The organism is Pseudoalteromonas sp. GW168-MNA-CIBAN-0100 (assembly GCF_040309225.1).
Classification (GTDB): Bacteria; Pseudomonadota; Gammaproteobacteria; order Enterobacterales; family Alteromonadaceae; genus Pseudoalteromonas; species Pseudoalteromonas arctica.
This window is the reverse complement of record NZ_JBEOOL010000009.1, coordinates 25,178-44,116: the sequence shown is the minus strand read 5'-3', so window position 1 is coordinate 44,116 and position 18,939 is coordinate 25,178. Positions and strand designations below refer to the sequence as shown.

Annotated in this window: 17 protein-coding genes and 1 other RNA gene; 10 read left to right on the top strand and 8 right to left on the bottom strand. The window is 38.9% G+C overall.

Annotated features, from left to right (window positions below; all coding sequences use genetic code 11):
- Nucleotides 1–9: 9 nt before the first annotated feature.
- Nucleotides 10–1,683, bottom strand: a complete 1,674-nt coding sequence (gene ggt, locus AAEY62_RS07305) for a gamma-glutamyltransferase (RefSeq protein WP_101164074.1) — start codon at nt 1,681–1,683, stop codon at nt 10–12.
- 92 nt (nt 1,684–1,775) lie between these two features.
- The gene (locus tag AAEY62_RS07300; protein WP_101164073.1) at nt 1,776–2,318 is read right to left on the bottom strand and encodes a GNAT family N-acetyltransferase; all 543 of its coding nucleotides are present in this window, start codon (nt 2,316–2,318) and stop codon (nt 1,776–1,778) included.
- A 51-nt stretch (nt 2,319–2,369) separates the two neighbouring features.
- On the opposite strand from AAEY62_RS07300, the gene AAEY62_RS07295 reads away from it, so the two are divergent.
- On the top strand, nt 2,370–2,735 hold the full coding sequence (locus AAEY62_RS07295) for a hypothetical protein (RefSeq protein ID WP_008169794.1): 366 nt from the start codon (nt 2,370–2,372) through the stop codon (nt 2,733–2,735).
- 103 nt (nt 2,736–2,838) lie between these two features.
- On the opposite strand, the gene fabB is transcribed toward AAEY62_RS07295, so the two are convergent.
- Nucleotides 2,839–4,050 (bottom strand): beta-ketoacyl-ACP synthase I, encoded by a 1,212-nt coding sequence (fabB, locus tag AAEY62_RS07290; protein ID WP_007582000.1) that lies wholly within the window; start codon nt 4,048–4,050, stop codon nt 2,839–2,841.
- Between the two features lie 178 nt (nt 4,051–4,228).
- Between fabB and mnmC the strand changes: the two genes are divergently transcribed.
- The 3 genes from mnmC to AAEY62_RS07275 all read left to right on the top strand — a co-directional run bounded on the left by mnmC (nt 4,229) and on the right by AAEY62_RS07275 (nt 7,448).
- Nucleotides 4,229–6,238 (top strand): bifunctional tRNA (5-methylaminomethyl-2-thiouridine)(34)-methyltransferase MnmC2/FAD-dependent 5-carboxymethylaminomethyl-2-thiouridine(34) oxidoreductase MnmC1, encoded by a 2,010-nt coding sequence (gene mnmC / locus AAEY62_RS07285; RefSeq protein WP_101164072.1) that lies wholly within the window; start codon nt 4,229–4,231, stop codon nt 6,236–6,238.
- A 67-nt stretch (nt 6,239–6,305) separates the two neighbouring features.
- Nucleotides 6,306–6,629: a hypothetical protein gene (locus tag AAEY62_RS07280; protein ID WP_101164071.1), complete on the top strand. Its 324-nt coding sequence runs from the start codon at nt 6,306–6,308 to the stop codon at nt 6,627–6,629.
- 183 nt (nt 6,630–6,812) lie between these two features.
- Nucleotides 6,813–7,448 carry an SDR family oxidoreductase gene (locus AAEY62_RS07275; protein ID WP_197178228.1) on the top strand — a complete coding sequence of 212 codons (636 nt, stop codon included), beginning with the start codon at nt 6,813–6,815 and terminating at the stop codon, nt 7,446–7,448.
- 179 nt (nt 7,449–7,627) lie between these two features.
- Here the strand turns inward: AAEY62_RS07275 and AAEY62_RS07270 are convergent, their stop codons facing one another.
- Nucleotides 7,628–8,386, bottom strand: coding sequence for a sulfite exporter TauE/SafE family protein (locus AAEY62_RS07270; RefSeq protein WP_007581996.1), 759 nt, complete (start codon nt 8,384–8,386; stop codon nt 7,628–7,630).
- 185 nt (nt 8,387–8,571) lie between these two features.
- Between AAEY62_RS07270 and AAEY62_RS07265 the strand changes: the two genes are divergently transcribed.
- From AAEY62_RS07265 to AAEY62_RS07255, 3 genes are all read left to right on the top strand, one after another.
- Nucleotides 8,572–9,576: a YHYH protein gene (locus tag AAEY62_RS07265; RefSeq protein ID WP_350634750.1), complete on the top strand. Its 1,005-nt coding sequence runs from the start codon at nt 8,572–8,574 to the stop codon at nt 9,574–9,576.
- 35 nt (nt 9,577–9,611) lie between these two features.
- Nucleotides 9,612–9,908 carry a hypothetical protein gene (locus AAEY62_RS07260; RefSeq protein ID WP_007581994.1) on the top strand — a complete coding sequence of 99 codons (297 nt, stop codon included), beginning with the start codon at nt 9,612–9,614 and terminating at the stop codon, nt 9,906–9,908.
- 156 nt (nt 9,909–10,064) lie between these two features.
- Nucleotides 10,065–11,174 (top strand): hypothetical protein, encoded by a 1,110-nt coding sequence (locus AAEY62_RS07255; RefSeq protein ID WP_350634749.1) that lies wholly within the window; start codon nt 10,065–10,067, stop codon nt 11,172–11,174.
- Nucleotides 11,175–11,273: 99 nt separating this feature from the next.
- Here the strand turns inward: AAEY62_RS07255 and ssrA are convergent.
- Nucleotides 11,274–11,630: a transfer-messenger RNA gene (gene ssrA / locus AAEY62_RS07250) on the bottom strand.
- Nucleotides 11,631–11,887: 257 nt separating this feature from the next.
- Here ssrA and AAEY62_RS07245 point away from each other — a divergent pair.
- On the top strand, nt 11,888–13,513 hold the full coding sequence (locus AAEY62_RS07245) for a flagellar assembly protein A (RefSeq protein WP_007581992.1): 1,626 nt from the start codon (nt 11,888–11,890) through the stop codon (nt 13,511–13,513).
- Here the strand turns inward: AAEY62_RS07245 and rnt are convergent.
- Nucleotides 13,497–14,189, bottom strand: coding sequence for a ribonuclease T (gene rnt / locus AAEY62_RS07240; RefSeq protein ID WP_350634748.1), 693 nt, complete (start codon nt 14,187–14,189; stop codon nt 13,497–13,499). The two genes, AAEY62_RS07245 and rnt, sit on opposite strands and share 17 nt — an antisense overlap.
- A gap of 202 nt (nt 14,190–14,391) precedes the next feature.
- On the opposite strand from rnt, the gene AAEY62_RS07235 reads away from it, so the two are divergent.
- A complete protein-coding gene (locus tag AAEY62_RS07235) occupies nt 14,392–15,270 on the top strand; it encodes a flagellar protein MotY (protein ID WP_024608925.1) in 879 nt (292 codons plus the stop codon).
- A 69-nt stretch (nt 15,271–15,339) separates the two neighbouring features.
- On the opposite strand, the gene AAEY62_RS07230 is transcribed toward AAEY62_RS07235, so the two are convergent.
- A complete protein-coding gene (locus tag AAEY62_RS07230; protein ID WP_350634747.1) occupies nt 15,340–16,233 on the bottom strand; it encodes a DMT family transporter in 894 nt (297 codons plus the stop codon).
- Between the two features lie 215 nt (nt 16,234–16,448).
- Between AAEY62_RS07230 and AAEY62_RS07225 the strand changes: the two genes are divergently transcribed.
- Nucleotides 16,449–17,651, top strand: coding sequence for an aromatic amino acid transport family protein (locus AAEY62_RS07225; RefSeq protein ID WP_024608927.1), 1,203 nt, complete (start codon nt 16,449–16,451; stop codon nt 17,649–17,651).
- An 84-nt stretch (nt 17,652–17,735) separates the two neighbouring features.
- Here the strand turns inward: AAEY62_RS07225 and AAEY62_RS07220 are convergent, their stop codons facing one another.
- Nucleotides 17,736–18,926, bottom strand: coding sequence for an amino acid aminotransferase (locus tag AAEY62_RS07220; RefSeq protein WP_010554636.1), 1,191 nt, complete (start codon nt 18,924–18,926; stop codon nt 17,736–17,738).
- Between the last annotated feature and the right edge of the window lie 13 nt (nt 18,927–18,939).

Genomic DNA, 18,939 nt, shown 5'->3' with positions numbered 1-18,939 from the left:
GTTTTTTATTTAAAAAACAATTGATTTACCGCGCCCTGATGCTTCAGAAGCGGCATCTAATTGACCCTCTTTATTAATAATAACGTGTAAGTCACCAAAGTGTCTCTCGTCTATGGTGTAACCCATTTTTGTAAGCTCTGCTTTTACGCTATCGGTTAAACCAATGTGCGTTCTAATTATATTTTTAGGCCACAATTGATGATGAAAACGAGGGCTATTTACAACCTGCTCTGCACTCATATCAAACTCTATCGCATTTAAGATAGATTCGTACACAGAGCTAATAATGGTTGTGCCACCAGGCGAACCTGTCACCATTTTAACGGTGTTGTCTTTAAGTAATATTGTCGGTGTCATAGAACTCAACATACGCTTGTGTGGCTGTATTTCATTAGCTTTACCGCCTATTGCACCAAACACATTCATAACGCCTGGTTTGGCGCTAAAGTCGTCCATTTCATCATTTAAAATAAACCCCGCACCTTCAACAACGACACCGCTACCAAACCCTAAGTTTATTGTGGTGGTATTTGCTACAGCGTTACCCATTTTATCAACGATTGAAAAGTGCGTAGTTTGCTCACTTTCTTTAAGGCCCGGTTTAATATTTTCGGTAGTCGAGATAGCGGTTAACGAAATGCCATTACTGCGCTCTTTGAGGTAGTTAATATTAGTTAACGCGTTTACTGGAACATCAAAAAAATCAGGGTCGCCTAAATACTCTGCTCTATCTGCAAATACACGTTTACCTATTTCAGAAAGTAAGTGCACATACTGAGTCGAGTTATGCGCTAAGCCTGCATCTGGTTTTTGTAACTCATACATTTTGAGCCACTGTAAAATAGCAATACCACCTGAACTCGGCGGTGGCGAAGTAAGTACTTCATAACCATTCCAACTTGCTTTAATGGGTGTACGTGATTTAGCGGTATAATTTTTTAAATCATCTTGATTAATAATACCACCATGCTGGTGCATAAATTTAGCAATAATATTTGCAGTCTCGCCTTTATAAAATCCATCTTGACCGTTATCACGAATACGCTTTAGCGTTGCCGCTAGCTCGGGTTGCTTAAAGACTTTATTGGCTTTTACATCAGCAAAGTATTTTTCGAAGTTTACATTTATTTTTTGCTCTTTTAGATGGGCTATATAATGGCTAACACCTTTTGCTAACTTAGGCGGAACTATAAACCCTTGCTCAGCCAACGTTACAGCAGGCTGTACTAGTGTTTCCCACTTTAAAGTGCCATGCTTTTGATGGGCAAGCCACATACCCGCTACACTGCCAGGTACACCGCTTGCGTGAATGCCATATATTGATTTGTTTGCAATAACATTACCTTGCTCATCTAAATACATATCACGATGAGCCGCTGTTGGCGCTGTTTCGCGATAATCTATAAAATCGCCTTTGCCATCTTTTTGAATAAGCATAAATCCCCCGCCGCCAATATTTCCAGCTTCAGGAAGCGTCACTGCAAGTACAAATTGTGCCGTAATAGCTGCATCAACAGCATTACCGCCTTGCTCTAATATACTTTGAGCAGCATCCGCACTGAACGAGTCTGGCATTGCGACCGCGCTTTGCGCTAAAGGCTGCGCCAAAACACTAAAAGTAGTGAACTGTAAAACCAGTACACTTTTGACGATTAATTTACGTGGTGAAAAAAACAATCCCATACAACATCCTTAATTTATTATTTTTGTTGCCCATATTAATGCACGTCACTTAAGGACAGGTCAATCTTTATGCTGTTGATATTTAATCATCTTCAAACGTTTTTTGAATAAAGTACCGCGGGTAAGTCGCCTTGCTCATCTGTATGTGTATAATTTTTTATAAATTGCAGGCCTAACTTTTTCATTATTGTTATAGAGGCCGTATTATCTTTTAGTGCAGTTGCGCTTATCGCCTTAACGTCATCTTGCTTAATGAGTTCATCACATAATGCTAAAGCCGCCTCGGTTGCATAACCATGCCCCCAACTCGCTTGTTTAAAGCGCCAACCTATTTCAATATCGCTGTAATTTGGTGCATCACTAAAGAAATCCATAGGTCTTATTAATACCCAGCCAATAAATGTATTGGTTTGCTTTAGAGTGATACTCCACAGCCCCCAGCCTTTTAGCTCATTTCTATATGCGAGCATACGAGGCACTCCCTCATTTTTTATTTGCTCTAAAGAGGTAGGTACACCTCGCGTTAAATACTGCATTACGGCGGGGTCTTGGTCGAGTTCAAATAATTGAGGCCAATCGTGCTCATTCATTAATTTAAAATTTAATCGTTTTGTTACGGGGGCGTTCATTTTCATTGTTGTATAGTCTGCCTCGAATTAATTATCAGTCTCTAAAGGAGATAGCACATGAATAAATTAGCAGGTTTAGCTTTATTAGGCACTTTAATTACATTAACTGGTTGTGAAGATGCCAACGAAGTAAAAGAAGATGCAAAAGATAAAAGCGCACAAATGCAAGAAAAGCTTGGTGATGCATGGAACGACGTTAAAGAGACAACTAACGATCTTAAAAATGATGAGTCTTTAAACGAGCTATTAGAGCAAAGTAAAACAATGGGCTTAGACATGTACGACGACGGCAAAGAGATTGCGGTTGATGCATGGATTAAAAGCAAAGAAGCTGCTGGCGAGTTAACTGAAAAAACTAAGCAGAAAGCGCAAGAAATTGCTGACGAAATTGAGCAAGCGCGTAAAGAACATAACGAAGGTTAATTTAACTTTCGATAATAAAAAAGGAAAGCCTCGGCTTTCCTTTTTTGTTTTAAGCAGTTTAGCCCTGACATGTGTTTACATATTTAGGGCTTATAAGCTCAAATTAACCTTTGTACTTACTCATAACTAAAGTAGCGTTTGTACCACCAAAGCCAAAGCTATTAGACATTACAGTATTTAACTCAACGTCACGACGTTCAGTAATAATATCTAAACCTGCCGCTTGCTCATCTAGCTCATCAATATTAATTGAAGGCGCTACAAAGCTGTGCTCTAGCATCAATAATGAGAAGATAGCTTCGTGAACACCTGCAGCACCTAGGGCATGACCCGTCATTGCTTTAGTTGCGCTGATCATTGGTGACTTACCACCAAACACTTCTTGAATCGCACCAAGCTCTTTAACGTCGCCTACAGGTGTAGATGTACCATGCGTGTTTAAGTAATCAATACTGTCTACATCTTGCATAGCTTGGCGCATACAACGTGCTGCACCTTCGCCAGATGGAGCAACCATGTCGTAGCCATCTGATGTTGCACCGTAACCAACAATTTCAGCGTAAATGTGCGCGCCACGTGCAAGTGCATGTTCAAGTTCTTCAACTACAACAATACCGCCGCCGCCAGATATAACAAAACCATCGCGGTTTGCATCGTATGTACGAGACGCTTTTTCTGGTGTTTCGTTGTACTTAGTAGAAAGTGCGCCCATAGCGTCAAATTCCATTGCCAATGTCCAGTGTAGTTCTTCACCGCCACCAGCAAATACAACATCTTGCTTACCTAATTGAATTTGTTCTACTGCATTACCAATACAATGCGCAGATGTTGCACATGCAGAGCTAATTGAGTAGTTAACACCTTTAATTTTAAAGGGTGTTGCTAAACAAGCAGATGTAGTGCTCGCCATAGTACGTGGAACCATATAAGGCCCTACACGTTTTACGCCTTTTTCACGTAAAATATCAGCAGCTTCTACCTGCCATTTAGACGAACCACCGCCAGAGCCAACAATAATACCCGTGCGCTCATTTGATACTTGGTCGTCAGACAAACCTGAGTCTTCAATTGCTTGAGTCATCGAAATATAAGAATATGCAGCAGCATCACCCATAAAGCGCATTGCTTTGCGGTCAACATGTGCTTTAACGTCAATATCAATTTTACCCGATACGTTACTACGTAACTTGTAATCGGCAAATTCTTGGTTAAAAGCGATGCCGCTTTTGCCCGTTTTTAACGATTCTAATACTTCTTCTTTGTTGTTACCAATGCTTGATACAACACCGATACCTGTAATTACAGCTCTTCTCATGGGTAATTCCCTTAGCTTAATACTTAATTGCATTCTATTTTACGCGAATTTAATCACCTAAGTGGTCAGCTTTCTAGCGTACACTTGTACTCTGAACTGCTAGCTTATAAATAACGCCAGACTATTACAAAGAAAACCCGTAAAATAATTAAAAATATATCTATAAATTTAAGAAATTATGATTAAAAACGCACATAGTCACATTAATAATTTAGGTACACCTTTGACTAATGACTCCGGTGATATTTATTTTTCTAATGACGATGGCTTAGCTCAATCGCATTATGTGTACTATGAGCAAAATAATATAGATGTACGATTACAAAATCATGACCAATCACATTTTGTTATTGCCGAAACCGGTTTTGGTACCGGTTTAAACTTTTTAAATACGTGGCAACGCTTTAAAGACCACCTTGAGCGGATGCAAGTTCAAAATGAATGTGAAAAAAGCGTAAAACGCCTACACTATATTTCGTTTGAAAAGTATCCCTTAACATTAACAGACTTAAAACAAGCATTAACCGCTTGGCCTACCTTAAGTTATTTTAGTGAGCAATTAACAGTAAACTACCCAATTAATTTAGAAGGATGCCACCGGCTCGAATTTAATAATGGCAGTGTTGTTCTCGATTTATACTTTGGTGATGCGCTTGAATCAATACAAGCAATGAGCTACCCGCAAACAGGAATTGTTGATGCTTGGTATTTAAATGGGCTTGAGCCAAGTGAAAATCCTGATATGTGGCAGCAAAGTTTATTTAACTCCATGGCTGATATAACAAGAGCTAATGCAACCTTATCGACTTTTACTGCCGCTGACTTTGTTCAACGAGGATTAATAGAGGCTGGTTTTAGTACTAAAAAAGCCAAAGATTTTAATCAAAAAGAAGATATGCTTACTGGCCAACTTAAACATGTTAATAACGCTCAATCAACCCCCGCTTATTTTAATCAAGATAGCAGTACTTTAAAAAATGTAGCGGTCATTGGCGGTGGTATTGCCAGTAGCTGTATTTTATACAGCTTGGCTAAACGTGGCATAACCAGCCAATTATTTTGCCAAGATGAAAAGCCTGCAATGGGGGCTTCGCACAATGTGCAAGGCGCTATTTACCCTCACCTACAAGCTAAAAACTCGCCGCACAGCGAATTGTTTGCACATAGCTTTTTATACGCCAAACGCCTATATAACAACTTACTTAGCAGTGGTTTTAATTTTGATTACGATTGGTGCGGCGTATTACAACACGCAGTGAAAAAACCTCTCGCTGATAAGCACGAAAACTTAGCACAAAAGCAACTGTGGCCAACCCAGCTAATGCGTAACGTAACCGCAGAGCAAGGCGATGAAATAGCCGGCGTAACAACAGGTTATTCAGGCGTGTTTTTTGAACAAGGCGGCTGGGTTAACCCGCCACAATTAGTAAACGCTATGCTAAGCGCTGCAAATAGCATAAGCCCATTTAAAAGCCTATTTAACTGCAATATAAAGCAGCTTAAAAAAACTGATAGCGGTTGGTTTTTATTAACGAATGATGAGCAGCTAGGCCCTTTTAGCGATGTAATTATTTGTGCAGGTGAGCACAGCGATGCATTTGAGCAAACAAAAGCGCTACCTATAGTGGGCGTACGCGGTCAGGTTTCACATATTGAGGCAAGTGAGCAATCACGCAAACTTAAAACAGTGCTATGCCATAAAGGGTATTTTACCCCGGCTTATTTAGATCATCACTGCATGGGTGCCACATTTGAAAAAAACACTAAAAGCCGCCAAGTTACCGAGCAAGACAACCTAACTAACAAAGAACAGTTACTTAGTTTTTACGACCAAAGTGAATTTGCCTCTACCCTTGGCAATATAACCTCGGCAAAAGCGGCTGTTCGCTGCACATTTATAGATCACCTACCAATGGCAGGGCAATGGTGCGAGCAAAGTGATTATATAATGGCTTTTGCTAATCTACGTTTAGGTAAACGCTACCAATATGAGCAACTTAATAAACCACAACAAGGCCTACATATTTTCACCGGTTTTGGCGCACGCGCTTTATGCAGCGCACCGCTAAGTGCAGACCACCTCGTAAGTTGTTTAAATAACGAACCCCGCCCATTAAGCGAACGTGTAAGCCAAGCTATTCATCCTGCACGATTTATAGTGCGAGACTTAATTCGTAATAAAATTTAAATGACAAAGGTGCTTATTGGGGTAAAATAAGTACCAATAAAAGGAATTTATTACTCAAAGGACTCTAATGAAAACTTTAGCATTTTTAATAATATTGCTATGCACTCTATCGTTTAACGCACTCAGCCAAAACGTCACTGAAATCCCACTTCCTGAAGAATTTGTTACAACGATGGATGTAGCAAGCGAATACCCAATGGTACGCACTGGTTATTTAACCGATTCAATTTCTGATATCACTCGCTTTTATCAGCAAAAATTAGGTGAACCTTTAAAAACAAATGGCAATAGTACATACCGCACTTTGTTTTATAATTACCAAGAACGTAAAGTCCGTATTAGTCTATACCGCCGTAGTTATGTGACCGAAGTGAGTATAATGGTTGAATAAAAAGGTCTAAAAAAACACACCAAAAGCAGCTAATTTTAATACTCAGTTAAGCATCGCACTTTAATTAAAGTATTTTTTGAAATTAGCTCATTTAAACTCTTTTTTACCCTTTAAAAATAATCCCCTACCCCAAGGTCTGTTTGTAAGCACATTACTTTTACTATTTATTGGAAGGAGTTAATTATGAGTAAGACCCTAATTATTGGCGCAAGCGGACAAATAGGTAAAATGACAACTGAGCTACTTTTAGAAAATGAGCAAAATGTTGTGGCATTAGTGCGTGACAAAAATAAGTTAAGCGATTTAAACAGCTCTTTTTTAACTATTGTTGAGCAAGATCTTGAAGGCGATTTTGGTGATGCAATGAAAGGCTGTGACCAAGTGATTTTTGCTGCTGGTTCTGGTGGAAGTACAGGCGATGATAAAACTGTACTCATTGATTTATGGGCAGCAGCAAAAGCAGCTACATTCGCTAAAGAGCACGGCGTTAAACACTTTATTATGGTCAGTTCAATTGGTGCAGACGATCCAGATTCGATTCAAGGTGATTTAAAACCTTACTTGGTTGCTAAGCACATGGCTGACGAGCACCTAATAAACAGTGGTTTAAATTATACCATTGTTCGCCCTGGTACATTGACTGACGATAGTGCATCAATGCAAGTAACTACGCAGCAACCAAGTGATCGTTCAGAAGCTAAAATTAGCCGCGAAAACGTAGCCAATGCATTATTACATATTGCGACCAACTCATTTATTAGTAACCGCATTTTTAAGTTGTTTGACGGCGACAAGCCAATTAAAGCCGCTGTTAAATAAGCTTTAATACCAATTTAATTAAACGTATGAACAATTATTACAAAGAATATGTAATTCATCGATAAGGCAAAAAATTACAGTATAGTCGCTCTATATCAGTAACTTTTTGGCGCAATGAATTATTTAATCCTCTTAAATAATTTATGTTTAATAAAATTAAATTTACTCCACTAAACAAATTAGTGGAGTAATATTTTTATACCTTGCCAACCAAGTTGTAGCGTTAATAACGTTAAAACTATCCTAAAAACACGCTTAAATTTATCCCCAGACATCCTTTTAAGTAATTTAATTCCGAACCAAGTTCCTACAGCGCCACTTATTACCATGGCAATTACAAGCGGTATCCATTGCCAAAAACTAAAACCAACAGCGCCATAAATTATCGCTTTTAATAAATGCTGCACACTCATAATGCTCGAAAACGTTGCCGTAAATTTTAACTTTTCGTAATTATTTATATATAAACAGCTACCAACTAATGGGCCACTTGCCCCTACAAACATAGAAATAAAAGTAGTTATTCCACCGGCGACCATACGCCACACCTTAGAGGTTAATTTTATAGGTGGCGTTTTACCCCACAGTAAATAAATAACAAAAATAGCGACCACTAACTTCATAGCATCAAGCGATATATCATCAATAACAAAACTTGATAACCCCGCCCCTACTAAGCCGCCTAACGCAAAATATACAAACATGCTTTTATCAATATGCTTAAAGCTGAGTAAAAACCTATTTGCATTAGAGCCAAGCTGTACTAAACCATGCACGGGCACAACAACTGCCATTGGCATAAACGACGCCATAACAACAAGCAGCATTAATCCGCCACCAGCACCAAATGCAGCAGATATAAAAGAAGTAAAGCCAGCGGTGATCATTAACAATAAAAACAAAAATAAAGACATGCTGTCGGGAAATAAAAAATCCATAAAACTCCACTGCCTATTTAAGTACTTTTAAGTCGCAGTATTTAATAGTAAAAAAGGTACTAAACACATTTATAGCAACTTTATCAGCTTCTATCTCGTGCTATGTACTATGTTGCGTTGTTTTTGCACTTTGTTTGCACATTTAACAAATATTATACATTCAACTTCATTACCGGATATTTTTGATGAGAAGATTTAACACACCAATTTTGACACCGCTTGCAGTGTGCATACTCGCACTGGGTTTAGCTGCCTGTAACGGTAGCGATGCTGAAAGTACCGTCGTAACTGAAACAACCACCGATGAGGGAACTACAACAGATACTTCAACCGATTTTGTTGTAGAAGTCGACCCTTTTAACTTTGAAAGCGATGCGCTCATTTCATCAATTACCACTCAAACATGTACGCTAAGTAATGGCGATGAAGCCTCATGCTACAAAATTGATATTGCCGGTGCGCCTTCAAATTACGAGATTGGTGTATTTTGCCCTCAAAATATCACCTCAACAGCTGACGAAGCCGGTATTTGGTTTGATGGCACCGGTGAGATTTACGATATAACCGGAGACTTTATTTTAAATCTACCTACATTATATAACGATAGTCATTGGCAGCTATACGACGAAGGTACAGGCCTTGTAAATGTAACCGACACACAAGAATCGTGTGATGGCGCTGCACGCCCAAACGTAGAAGAACAATACCAAAACCACTGCGTAGAATGCTCTATTGATTATGTTGATGGCGGTATATCAGAATCATTTTTAATTCCAATAACGCCTGTTACAACCACTCAAAATAGCAGTATTGGTAACGCTAATGTAGGTGTTGCTCTCAATGGTGTTGTACTTGCTGCACCCGCCCCTGTTGAGGCTATTTTAGGCGCATACACTATTGCAGCCTTTGATGATTGCGCTGGCCATATTAACTTAGTAGCAGGCTATCACTACCACGGTGAAGCAGGTTGTAGCCAAACACAAATTCAATCAGATGGTCATGCCGCCATGATGGGTTATGCACTCGATGGATTTGGTATATTTGGCATGCTTAACGAAGATGGATTAGAACCCACTAATTTAGACGAATGTAGAGGCCACACCGACGATACACGCGGATACCACTACCATGCAGCCGATGTATCTGAAAACATGTTTATTGGTTGTTTTAAAGGTGCTACCGCAAGATAACTCGCATTCTGGCCAAATAATTAACTGAGATACTAATGAAAATATTTAACGTGATAAAAGCACTAACCACTGGCTTTTTACTTGCTGCCTCATGCTCAGCGCTAAGTCATGCAGGCCACGGCTCAAATGCGCCTTGGGAAGCATGTGAAGCAAAAGCCATTAATGAAGATTGCAGCTACACAAGCCATGATAAAAAAGCGACAGGCACATGCCAAGCAATGAACAAAGTACTTATGTGCGTTCGAAATAAACCACTTGAAACATTAATAGACAAAGCAACCCAACCAGCAAGTGATCAAAAGCAATCTGTAAAATCACTCGCTAAACGATAAAGTAACAGCTACACGCCAAAGCCTTAACGCTGTTTGTTAAGGCTTTTTTAATCGCAAATCATTAGAAAGCATACCCTTTATCTGTTAAGTTAGCTTTGTGTATCAAATAATAAAAATAAAATTCCAAAAATGGAATTACACAAGCAAGGTACTAACGTGAGCGCTACATTTAAAATTGTTTTTAATGGTCAGTTATATCAAGATACTGACCTTACCTCTGCCCAAGAACAACTCAGTCAACTTCTTAATATTCCTCATAATATTGTTGTTCAGTTATTTGATGGAAAAGCTTACGCTTTAAAAAAAGACTTATCGAGTATTGATGCTGTTAAAACAGAATCCTCACTTAAAAAGCTAGGTTTGATTACTAAAGTAGAACCTCAACTCATTACTGTAATCTCTCAATCTCAAAATAATCAAATAGCACTCACTGAGCACAGTAAAAATACAGATAAACACATTAGTGAAAGTACTAACGACAAAAGTATTTCAATACAAAATGAACGCCTAGATACAGACGAAGCCCCAAATACAACTGCAGCTATTAAGCAAAGTTATAATAAATATAAACTACTGCGTAACACTTTAAAAAGCGCATTGTACTTTTGCTATTGCGCACTTTGTATTATTACCTTAGTAGGTGTAGTGATCAGTGTTAATGCACTTAAAAACAACTTTGGCACTCTAAATAACACAACTACAAATAACACAACTACAAACAACTTAAGTTACCAAAACTATAAACAATATTTGATTGATCAAAATAGCTTAAATCAACCAACACAAAAAGTAACAAACGAGCGAACAGCTAACCCTACACAGCAAAAAAGTAATGAGTACTTTAGTCGCTTTTCATCGCTAATAAATAGCTACGCGCAAAGTACAGGACAAGCTGATATAAAAACGATGGGGGGTGATAAATTACAACAGCACCTACAAGAAATAGACGACCTAGGCCCTAAAAATGAATTTTGGCAGCAACTGATACAACTTTCAAAAAGCTTAGATAACGATAAGCACGCAATAGGGATGCTAAACAACACTGACCCCGCCAAAGTACAATGGATAAACGCAGTAGATTGGATCAGCCAAAGCTATATTAGGCAACATCAAAACACACAAGCTACCAACACCTCCCCAGCCAATGCGGATGAGCAAAGCAGCAACCCAATACTTAATCTAACATTGTTAATAAGTATGTTGTCGTTATTCAGTATTTTTATAATTGCGATAAAAATGAAGTTACGCGCAATTATAAATACTTAAACTTTATTTTATAAATTCCATAAAAAAACCCGCAAATTTGGATTAACAAATTTGCGGGTTTCTTATGGTTTTCGAATAACGAGTTCAAAAAACCTTTATTGGTGGAGCTGGGGGGATTTGAACCCCCGTCCGAAAAGCCTCGACCGTCGGTACTACATGTTTAGTATTGTCATTTAATTAACCTTTAAGTCCCGGACAAACACGGTAAATAAAGGCGAGGCCGCTTAGTTTTAGCGCTTCAACCCCGGCCAGGGTTTCCGTCGCGATCAGGTGTTAGGGTGACACTCCAAAATCCAGTCCACAAGAATACATGGAAGGAGCGCTAGCCAGCCTAAGCTGCTAGAGAGTAGTTATCGTCGTTTGCGATTACTTTAGGTTGCGGCTGTTTAACGAGGCAAACCGCACCTCGACATGCACCTTGGGCTTCTTGAATTCCGTCGAATCCTAATCAGCCCCTGAATTAGTAACTCAATTCAGAGCGTGCAAACAGTATAACTGAGTAAAGTACTGATACTCAAGGCCTAGTAACGCTTTATTTTAATTGTATGTGCCAATCGCGTGTTAAGTAACCAAAATTTAGTTTATGCAAGCCTATATAAACATTTACTTAACAATGTGTTTAACCTGTGTTCAAATGAGGAGTTAAGGTTTTTGCTATTTCTAAACCTTTAGTTGTAAAAAATAATAACAGGCATAGAGTAGGGAATTAATAAATGTCGGTTTTTTCATTTGATAAAAGTACAGGGTTTGTCTCTTTAGAAAGTCACCCTATTGATAGTGGTTTTCCTGTTACAAGTACTCAGTTAACGCAAATGCTAGAGCAATCTGAGTTTAGTGAGTACGAAGCTGTCATTGCCAATATTGGAAAGCTTTTTGCGCCAACTAAAAATTATCAGGAAGTATCGCTTGTCGTTGCTAAAGCTGTAGATGCGTCGCTTATCATTAATATTGATGAAAAAAACATGGTCGCAGAAGCAACATTAACTACCGCTAAAGGTGGCGCACTTTTGTCTATGGAAGGCGCGCAAAAAGCACTTGCTGATGCAGGTGTTAAAAAAGGAATAAGTCCTCGTGCGCTTGATACCTTTTTAGGCCAGCAGTTTGAGCAACCAGCAGGAAGCTCTTACAGTGCCATAATTGCACATGGGCGCAATCCAAAAGAAGGCAGCGATGCTAAATTTGTGCGTTTATGCTCAACAGCTCAAGACCGAGTACTTAGCCCACAAGCTAAAGAAGGCGGTAAGGTTGATATGAAAAACCTTGGCGCTATTATCACCGTAAAACCTGGCACTCCCTTAATGCAGCGTATTGCAGCGACCCCTGGAGAAGAAGGCTATACGGTATTTGGCGATTCAATTAGTGCAAAACCAGGTAAAGATCACCAACTCCAGCCTTTCGAAGGTACAAAAGTAGATCCTAATAATCCTAATATGCTTATTGCCGACTGCAAAGGTGTGCCCGTTGCCCTACCCCGTGGTATGCGTGTAGATGACGTTTTATGCTTTGATAACGTAGATGTAAGTACAGGCCATGTTGATTTTGATGGTAGCGTAATTATTACTGGCGATATTAAAGACGGCATGCGTGTAAAAGCCAACGGTGATATTACGGTACTTGGTTTTGTGGAATCAGGAACTGTTGAAAGTAAAAGTGCGGTAACCATTATGCTTGGCGCAATTGGCCGAAAACGTGAAGGCGAGGAAGCATTTACGTGCTGTATAACCGCTCAGCGAACTATTTCGATTGGCTATGCCCAGTACTGCAATATTAAATCCGAACAAGATTTATTTATTGAACGCCAAGCTCTGCATTGTGATTTGAGTGCTAGGCGATTAATACGTGTAGGCAAAGCAAATGACCCGCGAGGTAAAATTATTGGCGGTAATATTTTAGATGCTATGCGCATTGAAACAGGTGAGCTAGGCGCGCCAGCCGGTACTAAAACACGCGTATTTTTAGCGCAGCTCTGGTTTGAGCTTCGCCAAAAGCAAACACAAATAACCGATTTTGAAAAAGTACTTGCGACTAAAGTAACCGCTTTACAACAGGCTCGTGAAAAAGCAAGTAAAATTGCGGGGGCTGCTCAGCGTCAGCAATTCATGAATAAGATAACTGAAAATGAAAAGCATATAAAAATACGCTCTGCGCATATTCATCGTCAAAAACTACTTATTAAGCAAAAAATAGTGCAATTACTTGCCAGCAGTCGTTTAAAAGTAAATGAATTAATGCACCCTGGTGTGGAGCTTAAAATAGCGAAAGATTCTAAACAATTTTCGCGTATTTACCCGCCCCACCTAGTTAAGCTAACTGAGGGTAAAATTACTCAGACGTTTTAGTTTCTTCGTCATTTTCAGTTTCAACTTCAGCATCAGCGTCATCTACTGGCGCTAATGGCCAACCACCTAATTGCTGCCAGCGGTTTACTATTAAACAATAAAGCTCGGCTGTACGTTCTGTGTCGTAAAGCGCTGAGTGCGCTTGGCTGTTATCAAACTCTATACCAGCCGCTCTACATGCTTTTGCTAATACAGTTTGCCCTAACGCTAAACCCGCTAAAGATGTTGTATCAAAGCTTACGAACGGGTGAAATGGCGTACGCTTAATGTTATTACGCTCTATTGCTGCATTTAAAAAGCCATGATCGAATGCGGCATTATGCGCCACAATAACTGAGCGTTGGCACCCAGCAGCCTTTTGCGCTTTGCGTACTACTTTACATATTTCTTTAATTACTTCATCTTCAGGTACTGCGCCACGTAATGGTGAAAACGGGTCTATACCGTTAAAGTCGATGGCTGCTTGTTCTATATTAGCGCCTTCGAATGGCTGAACATGAAAATGAACAGTATGATCTATGCTGAGCAGTCCATCGTCATCCATTTTTAAAACAGAGGCTGCTATTTCTAACAAGGCATCTGTTTCTTTGTTAAAACCTGCAGTTTCAACATCAATAACAACAGGAAAAAATCCACGAAAGCGTTTTGCGAAAGGTGTTTGCTCAGTATTTGCCATAGTCTTCTTTGTTTATACGTGTAAGCTGACTATTATGTCAAAATTGATGCCCCCTAGGCTAGGGGATTTAAGTATTTATTGCTTTAAAATTGTAGGCACATAACTTGCTTTAACTTATAAGTTAGTTACGTAGAGAGCAAACTAATCATTGCAGTCGTTAATTTGCCAAATTATTGGCATTCCCGGATAGCTGGAGAGCACCATGAAGTATAAGTTGTTATTTATTAGCCTTAGTATAAGTGCGGTGTTTTGCAGTACTCACTCGCAAGCTGCTATGCGCCAATACACAGCAACCCAAGACAACTCCAACTGGGAAGTAGTTAAAACAACGCGCTTACAATGCCAATTAAATCATGAGGTTCCTTATTACGGTGAAGCTATATTTAAAGCTTCTGCAAGTAAAAGTAAAAACTTAACATTTAATTTAGATATGGTTGTACGCCCAGATAACTACGCAATTGCAGGTTTAAAAGCAGTGCCACCTACATGGCGTGCAGGATTGCCCGCTCGCGATATTGCAAATATGAAATTACTTAAAAAGTTTGATGGCGAGCTAGGCAATAAAACCGCATGGGAAATGCTTACTGAGCTTGAAAAAGGCTACTACCCTACTTTTTATTATCAAGACTGGCAAAACAGTGCCGATAAAATTGCCGTTGGTATATCGAGCGTAAACTTTAAACAAGCTTACTGGGCTTTTTTACAATGCCGTGATGAGCTACTCCCTTACAGCTTTGAAGATATTTCGTTTACTGTAATGAACTATCAATCTAACAGCAGTAAATTAACTAAATCGTCGCAACAACGTCTTGATAAGATTGCTGAGTATTTAAAAAATGATGCAAGCATAGAGTCCATTAGTATTGACTCATACACCGATAGTTATGGCGGACGCTGGAATAACTTAGATTTATCGCGCAAGCGCGCCAAAACTATAAAAGATTATATGGTGAGCTTGGGTGTTGATGAAACAAAAGTACAAACCACCGGTTTAGGCGAAAAACGCTTTGTTGATAATAACGATAACATTTTAAGCCGAGACAAAAACCGTCGTTTAATTATTCAAATTGAAAAAATGTAGTAACGCTAATTTGCGCTTACTTTCTTTAGCCTTAAAAACTTATCACTAAATTGAAAAAATGTAGTAAAGCTAATTTGTGTTTACTTTCTTTCGCCTTAAAAACTTATCACCAAATTGGAAAAAACCTAGACTAATTAAAATAATAACCGCACCAATTATTAGTTCTTGGCTTAATGACTCATTATTTAGCCAAGCTCCCAAGGCTAACGCAAAGCTAGGAGTTATAAGTGTAGTAAGTGATACCGTACTTGCATTTAGGTTTTGCAGCACATGAAAATACGCCAAAGCCCCTACTAAAGATCCAAATATTCCTAGATAACCAATAGCCCACAATGATTTTGCACTCCAGTTTTGTATATGCAACTCACCATCTAATAACCACCAAGCAATAAAAAAGAGTGGGGTTACAAAAACTAAGGCACCAAATGTTGTTGCCATAGGGTGAATCGCAATCTGTACACGCTTGATCATCACACCACTTAAACTAAAAAAGCAGACAGCCATAAACACATAAAGCAACCCAAGCCCTTGAGTTTGCGAGTTTTGTACTTGGTTATAACTAACAAAATATAAGCCAATTAAGGCGCACGCTAACGCAACTAATTTAATCGGGCTAAATTTAGGTTCATTTAATAATTGCTGAGCAAGCAACCCCGACAAAATAGGTGCAAGGCCAAACATAAGCGAAATAATACCAGAAGGGACTGTTTTAGCTGCCATATAGCTCAACAACATACCGCCAAAAATACCTATACTCGAATAAAAATAAAGTAAGCATGCATTTTTGCTCCAAGGCACTCTAATATTTGTAATGGCAACAATTAAGCCGCCTAACAATAGCCCCACCAGCATTCGCATTAACACTGCAAGTGTTGGCGATACAGTTTCACTACTCCACACTATACCCAGTGGTGCAGTAGACCATATAAGAACCATGAAAAAATACGATACTTTAACTGGCACGTGCCATCCCTACGCTTTATATGAATGAATAAAACAAAGAATAAATTATACGCTCACTACTGTGTTTTAGTACTTTTTAAACACTAAAGTCCTTAATAAATACAGTTGTAAATTGTAAGTTACATTTTAATACCGCTCTTTTATTACAAAACTATTTGAGATTTGAGCAACTAGTTATATGGTGCATCAATATTAATAATAATTAAGGTAATTAAGTGCTTAAAAATAAAACAACTGGAAGCATGTTAATTGTTGCAGGCACCACTATTGGTGCGGGTATGTTGGCATTGCCAATTGCATCTGCCGGGCTTGGGTTTAGTACTGCACTTGCATTAATAATTGCTAGCTGGTTACTAATGACCTACACCGCACTACTCATGTTAGAGCTACACCAATATGCACCACGCGATGCAACATTAAATACATTGGCTAAATTATGGCTTGGAAAGCGCGGACAATATATTGCGAATTTTTCGATGGTTTTTTTATTTTACGCTTTATGCGCTGCTTATATTGCAGGTGGTGGTGCACAACTTCAAGCGCGTATAAATATAGGCTTTGATGTAGATATAGCCCCACAGTTTGGCTCTGTGATTCTTGCTGTTATTATTGCAAGTGTAGTAACGCTAGGCACTAGCAAGGTAGATAAACTAAATAGAGTGTTATTTACAATAAAAATTATTGTATTAGCTAGTTTGTTTTATATGCTTACCCCTTATGTGCAAGGTAAGCATTTATTAGAGATGCCTGTGGAGCAAGGGTTAATCCTTTCAGCTATACCGGTTATATTTACTTCGTTTGGCTTTCATGGATCTATCCCCTCTATTGTTAAATATGTTGGTGTTGAAATAAAAGTACTGCGCAAAGTAATGATTGCTGGAGCCGCCCTACCTTTAGTCATTTATATTTTTTGGCAACTACTTAGCCAAGGTATTATGAGCCAAGCTGATTTACTCAACAGCCAAGGTCTTAATGGGTTTGTATCTAGCGTGGCAAGTATTGCGCATAACCCAAGTGTGGCAACGGCCGTTAAGTTATTTGCTGATTTAGCACTTGCGACATCATTTTTAGGGGTGAGTTTAGGGTTATTTGATTTTTTTGCTGATGCATTTAAAAAGGGTGACAATAAAACAGACCGAATTAAAACGGCTTTAATTACGTTTATTCCGCCACTTGGCTTTGCATTGTTTTATCCTCAAGGCTTTATTATGGCCTTAGGGTACGCAGCAATAGCACTTGTTGTACTGGCAATATTTTTGCCTGTAGCAATGGTTTATAAACAGCGTACAACATCAAATAAAACAGGCTACCAAGTTAAAAGTGGGAATGTTGGGCTTGGTATAGCAGCTATATGTGGCATAACTATTATTGCTGCGCAGTTTATGCAAATGGCGGGGCTTATTCCTGCTATCGGTTAAAGGTTGCTGCTAATTGTTTAAATTTAGATAATAAAAAACCGCACATCATTAGTAATGATGTGCGGTTTTTTATATTAACTGCGTTTATTTACAAACGTCAGCTACAGCATTTGAAAAGTATTCAATATTTGAATGACTAACACCTGCAACATTTACGCGGCTAGAGCCAACTATGTAAATGCCGTATTCTTTTTGTAGGCGAGCAATTTGCTCTTTATTAATACCTAAGAAAGAAAACATACCGTTTTGGCGTTCAATAAATGAGAAGTCTTGAGCAATATCTTTAGTTGCTAAGCTTTCTTTAATTAAGCTACGTAAGCCATTTATACGACTACGCATTTCATCAAGCTCAGAGTGCCACAATTGTGTAAGCTCTGTACTGCTTAAAATAGTATTAACAATGTCAGCACCATGCGCTGGCGGCATTGAGTAAATACTACGTACAACGCTTAGCATTACAGAGTTTGAAATATCTGCTGTTGCGCTGTCTTTTGCAATTAGTGAACATGCACCAATACGCTCGCGGTATAAGCCAAAGTTTTTAGAACATGAAGAACAAATAATTAGCTCTTCTACTGCATCGGCTAAAATACGTAAGCCACGTGCATCTTCTTCAAGTGAAGCACCAAAGCCTTGGTATGCAATATCAACAAGTGGTGTAAAGCCAACTTCTTTTGCCAGTTCGGCAACCGTGTTCCACTGTGTTTCGTTTAAATCCATACCGCTTGGGTTATGACAACATGCATGCAGTAAAACCACATCACCTTTAGGCACTTGTTTAAGTGTGTTGATCATTTCATCAAACAATAAATCTTTATTTTCGTAATCGTAATATGGGTATTCTTTTACTGTTAAGCCTGCAGCTTCAAACAAGCTAATATGGTTAGCCCATGTTGGGTTAGTTACCCAAACAGTCGCGTCTGTATTACAACGCTTAATAAATTCAGCTGCAACACGAAGTGCACCCGTACCACCAGGAGCTTGCGCGGTACGTACGCGGTTAGCTAGTAATACTTGATGCTCACCTAATAGTAACTGCTCCATTTTTTGGCAGTAATCTAAATTACCCGCTAAACCAATGTAAGATTTGCTCATTTCGTTTTCAAGACGAAACGCTTCAGCTTTTTTAACCGCTTTAAGAACCGGTGTATTGCCTTGCTCATCTTTGTAGACACCTACACCTAAATCAATTTTATTAGGGTTTGTATCTTGTTTATAGGCCGCCATAAGGCCAAGAATAGGATCTGTTGGTAATGGTTTTAATACTGAGAACATTGGCTATCTCTTA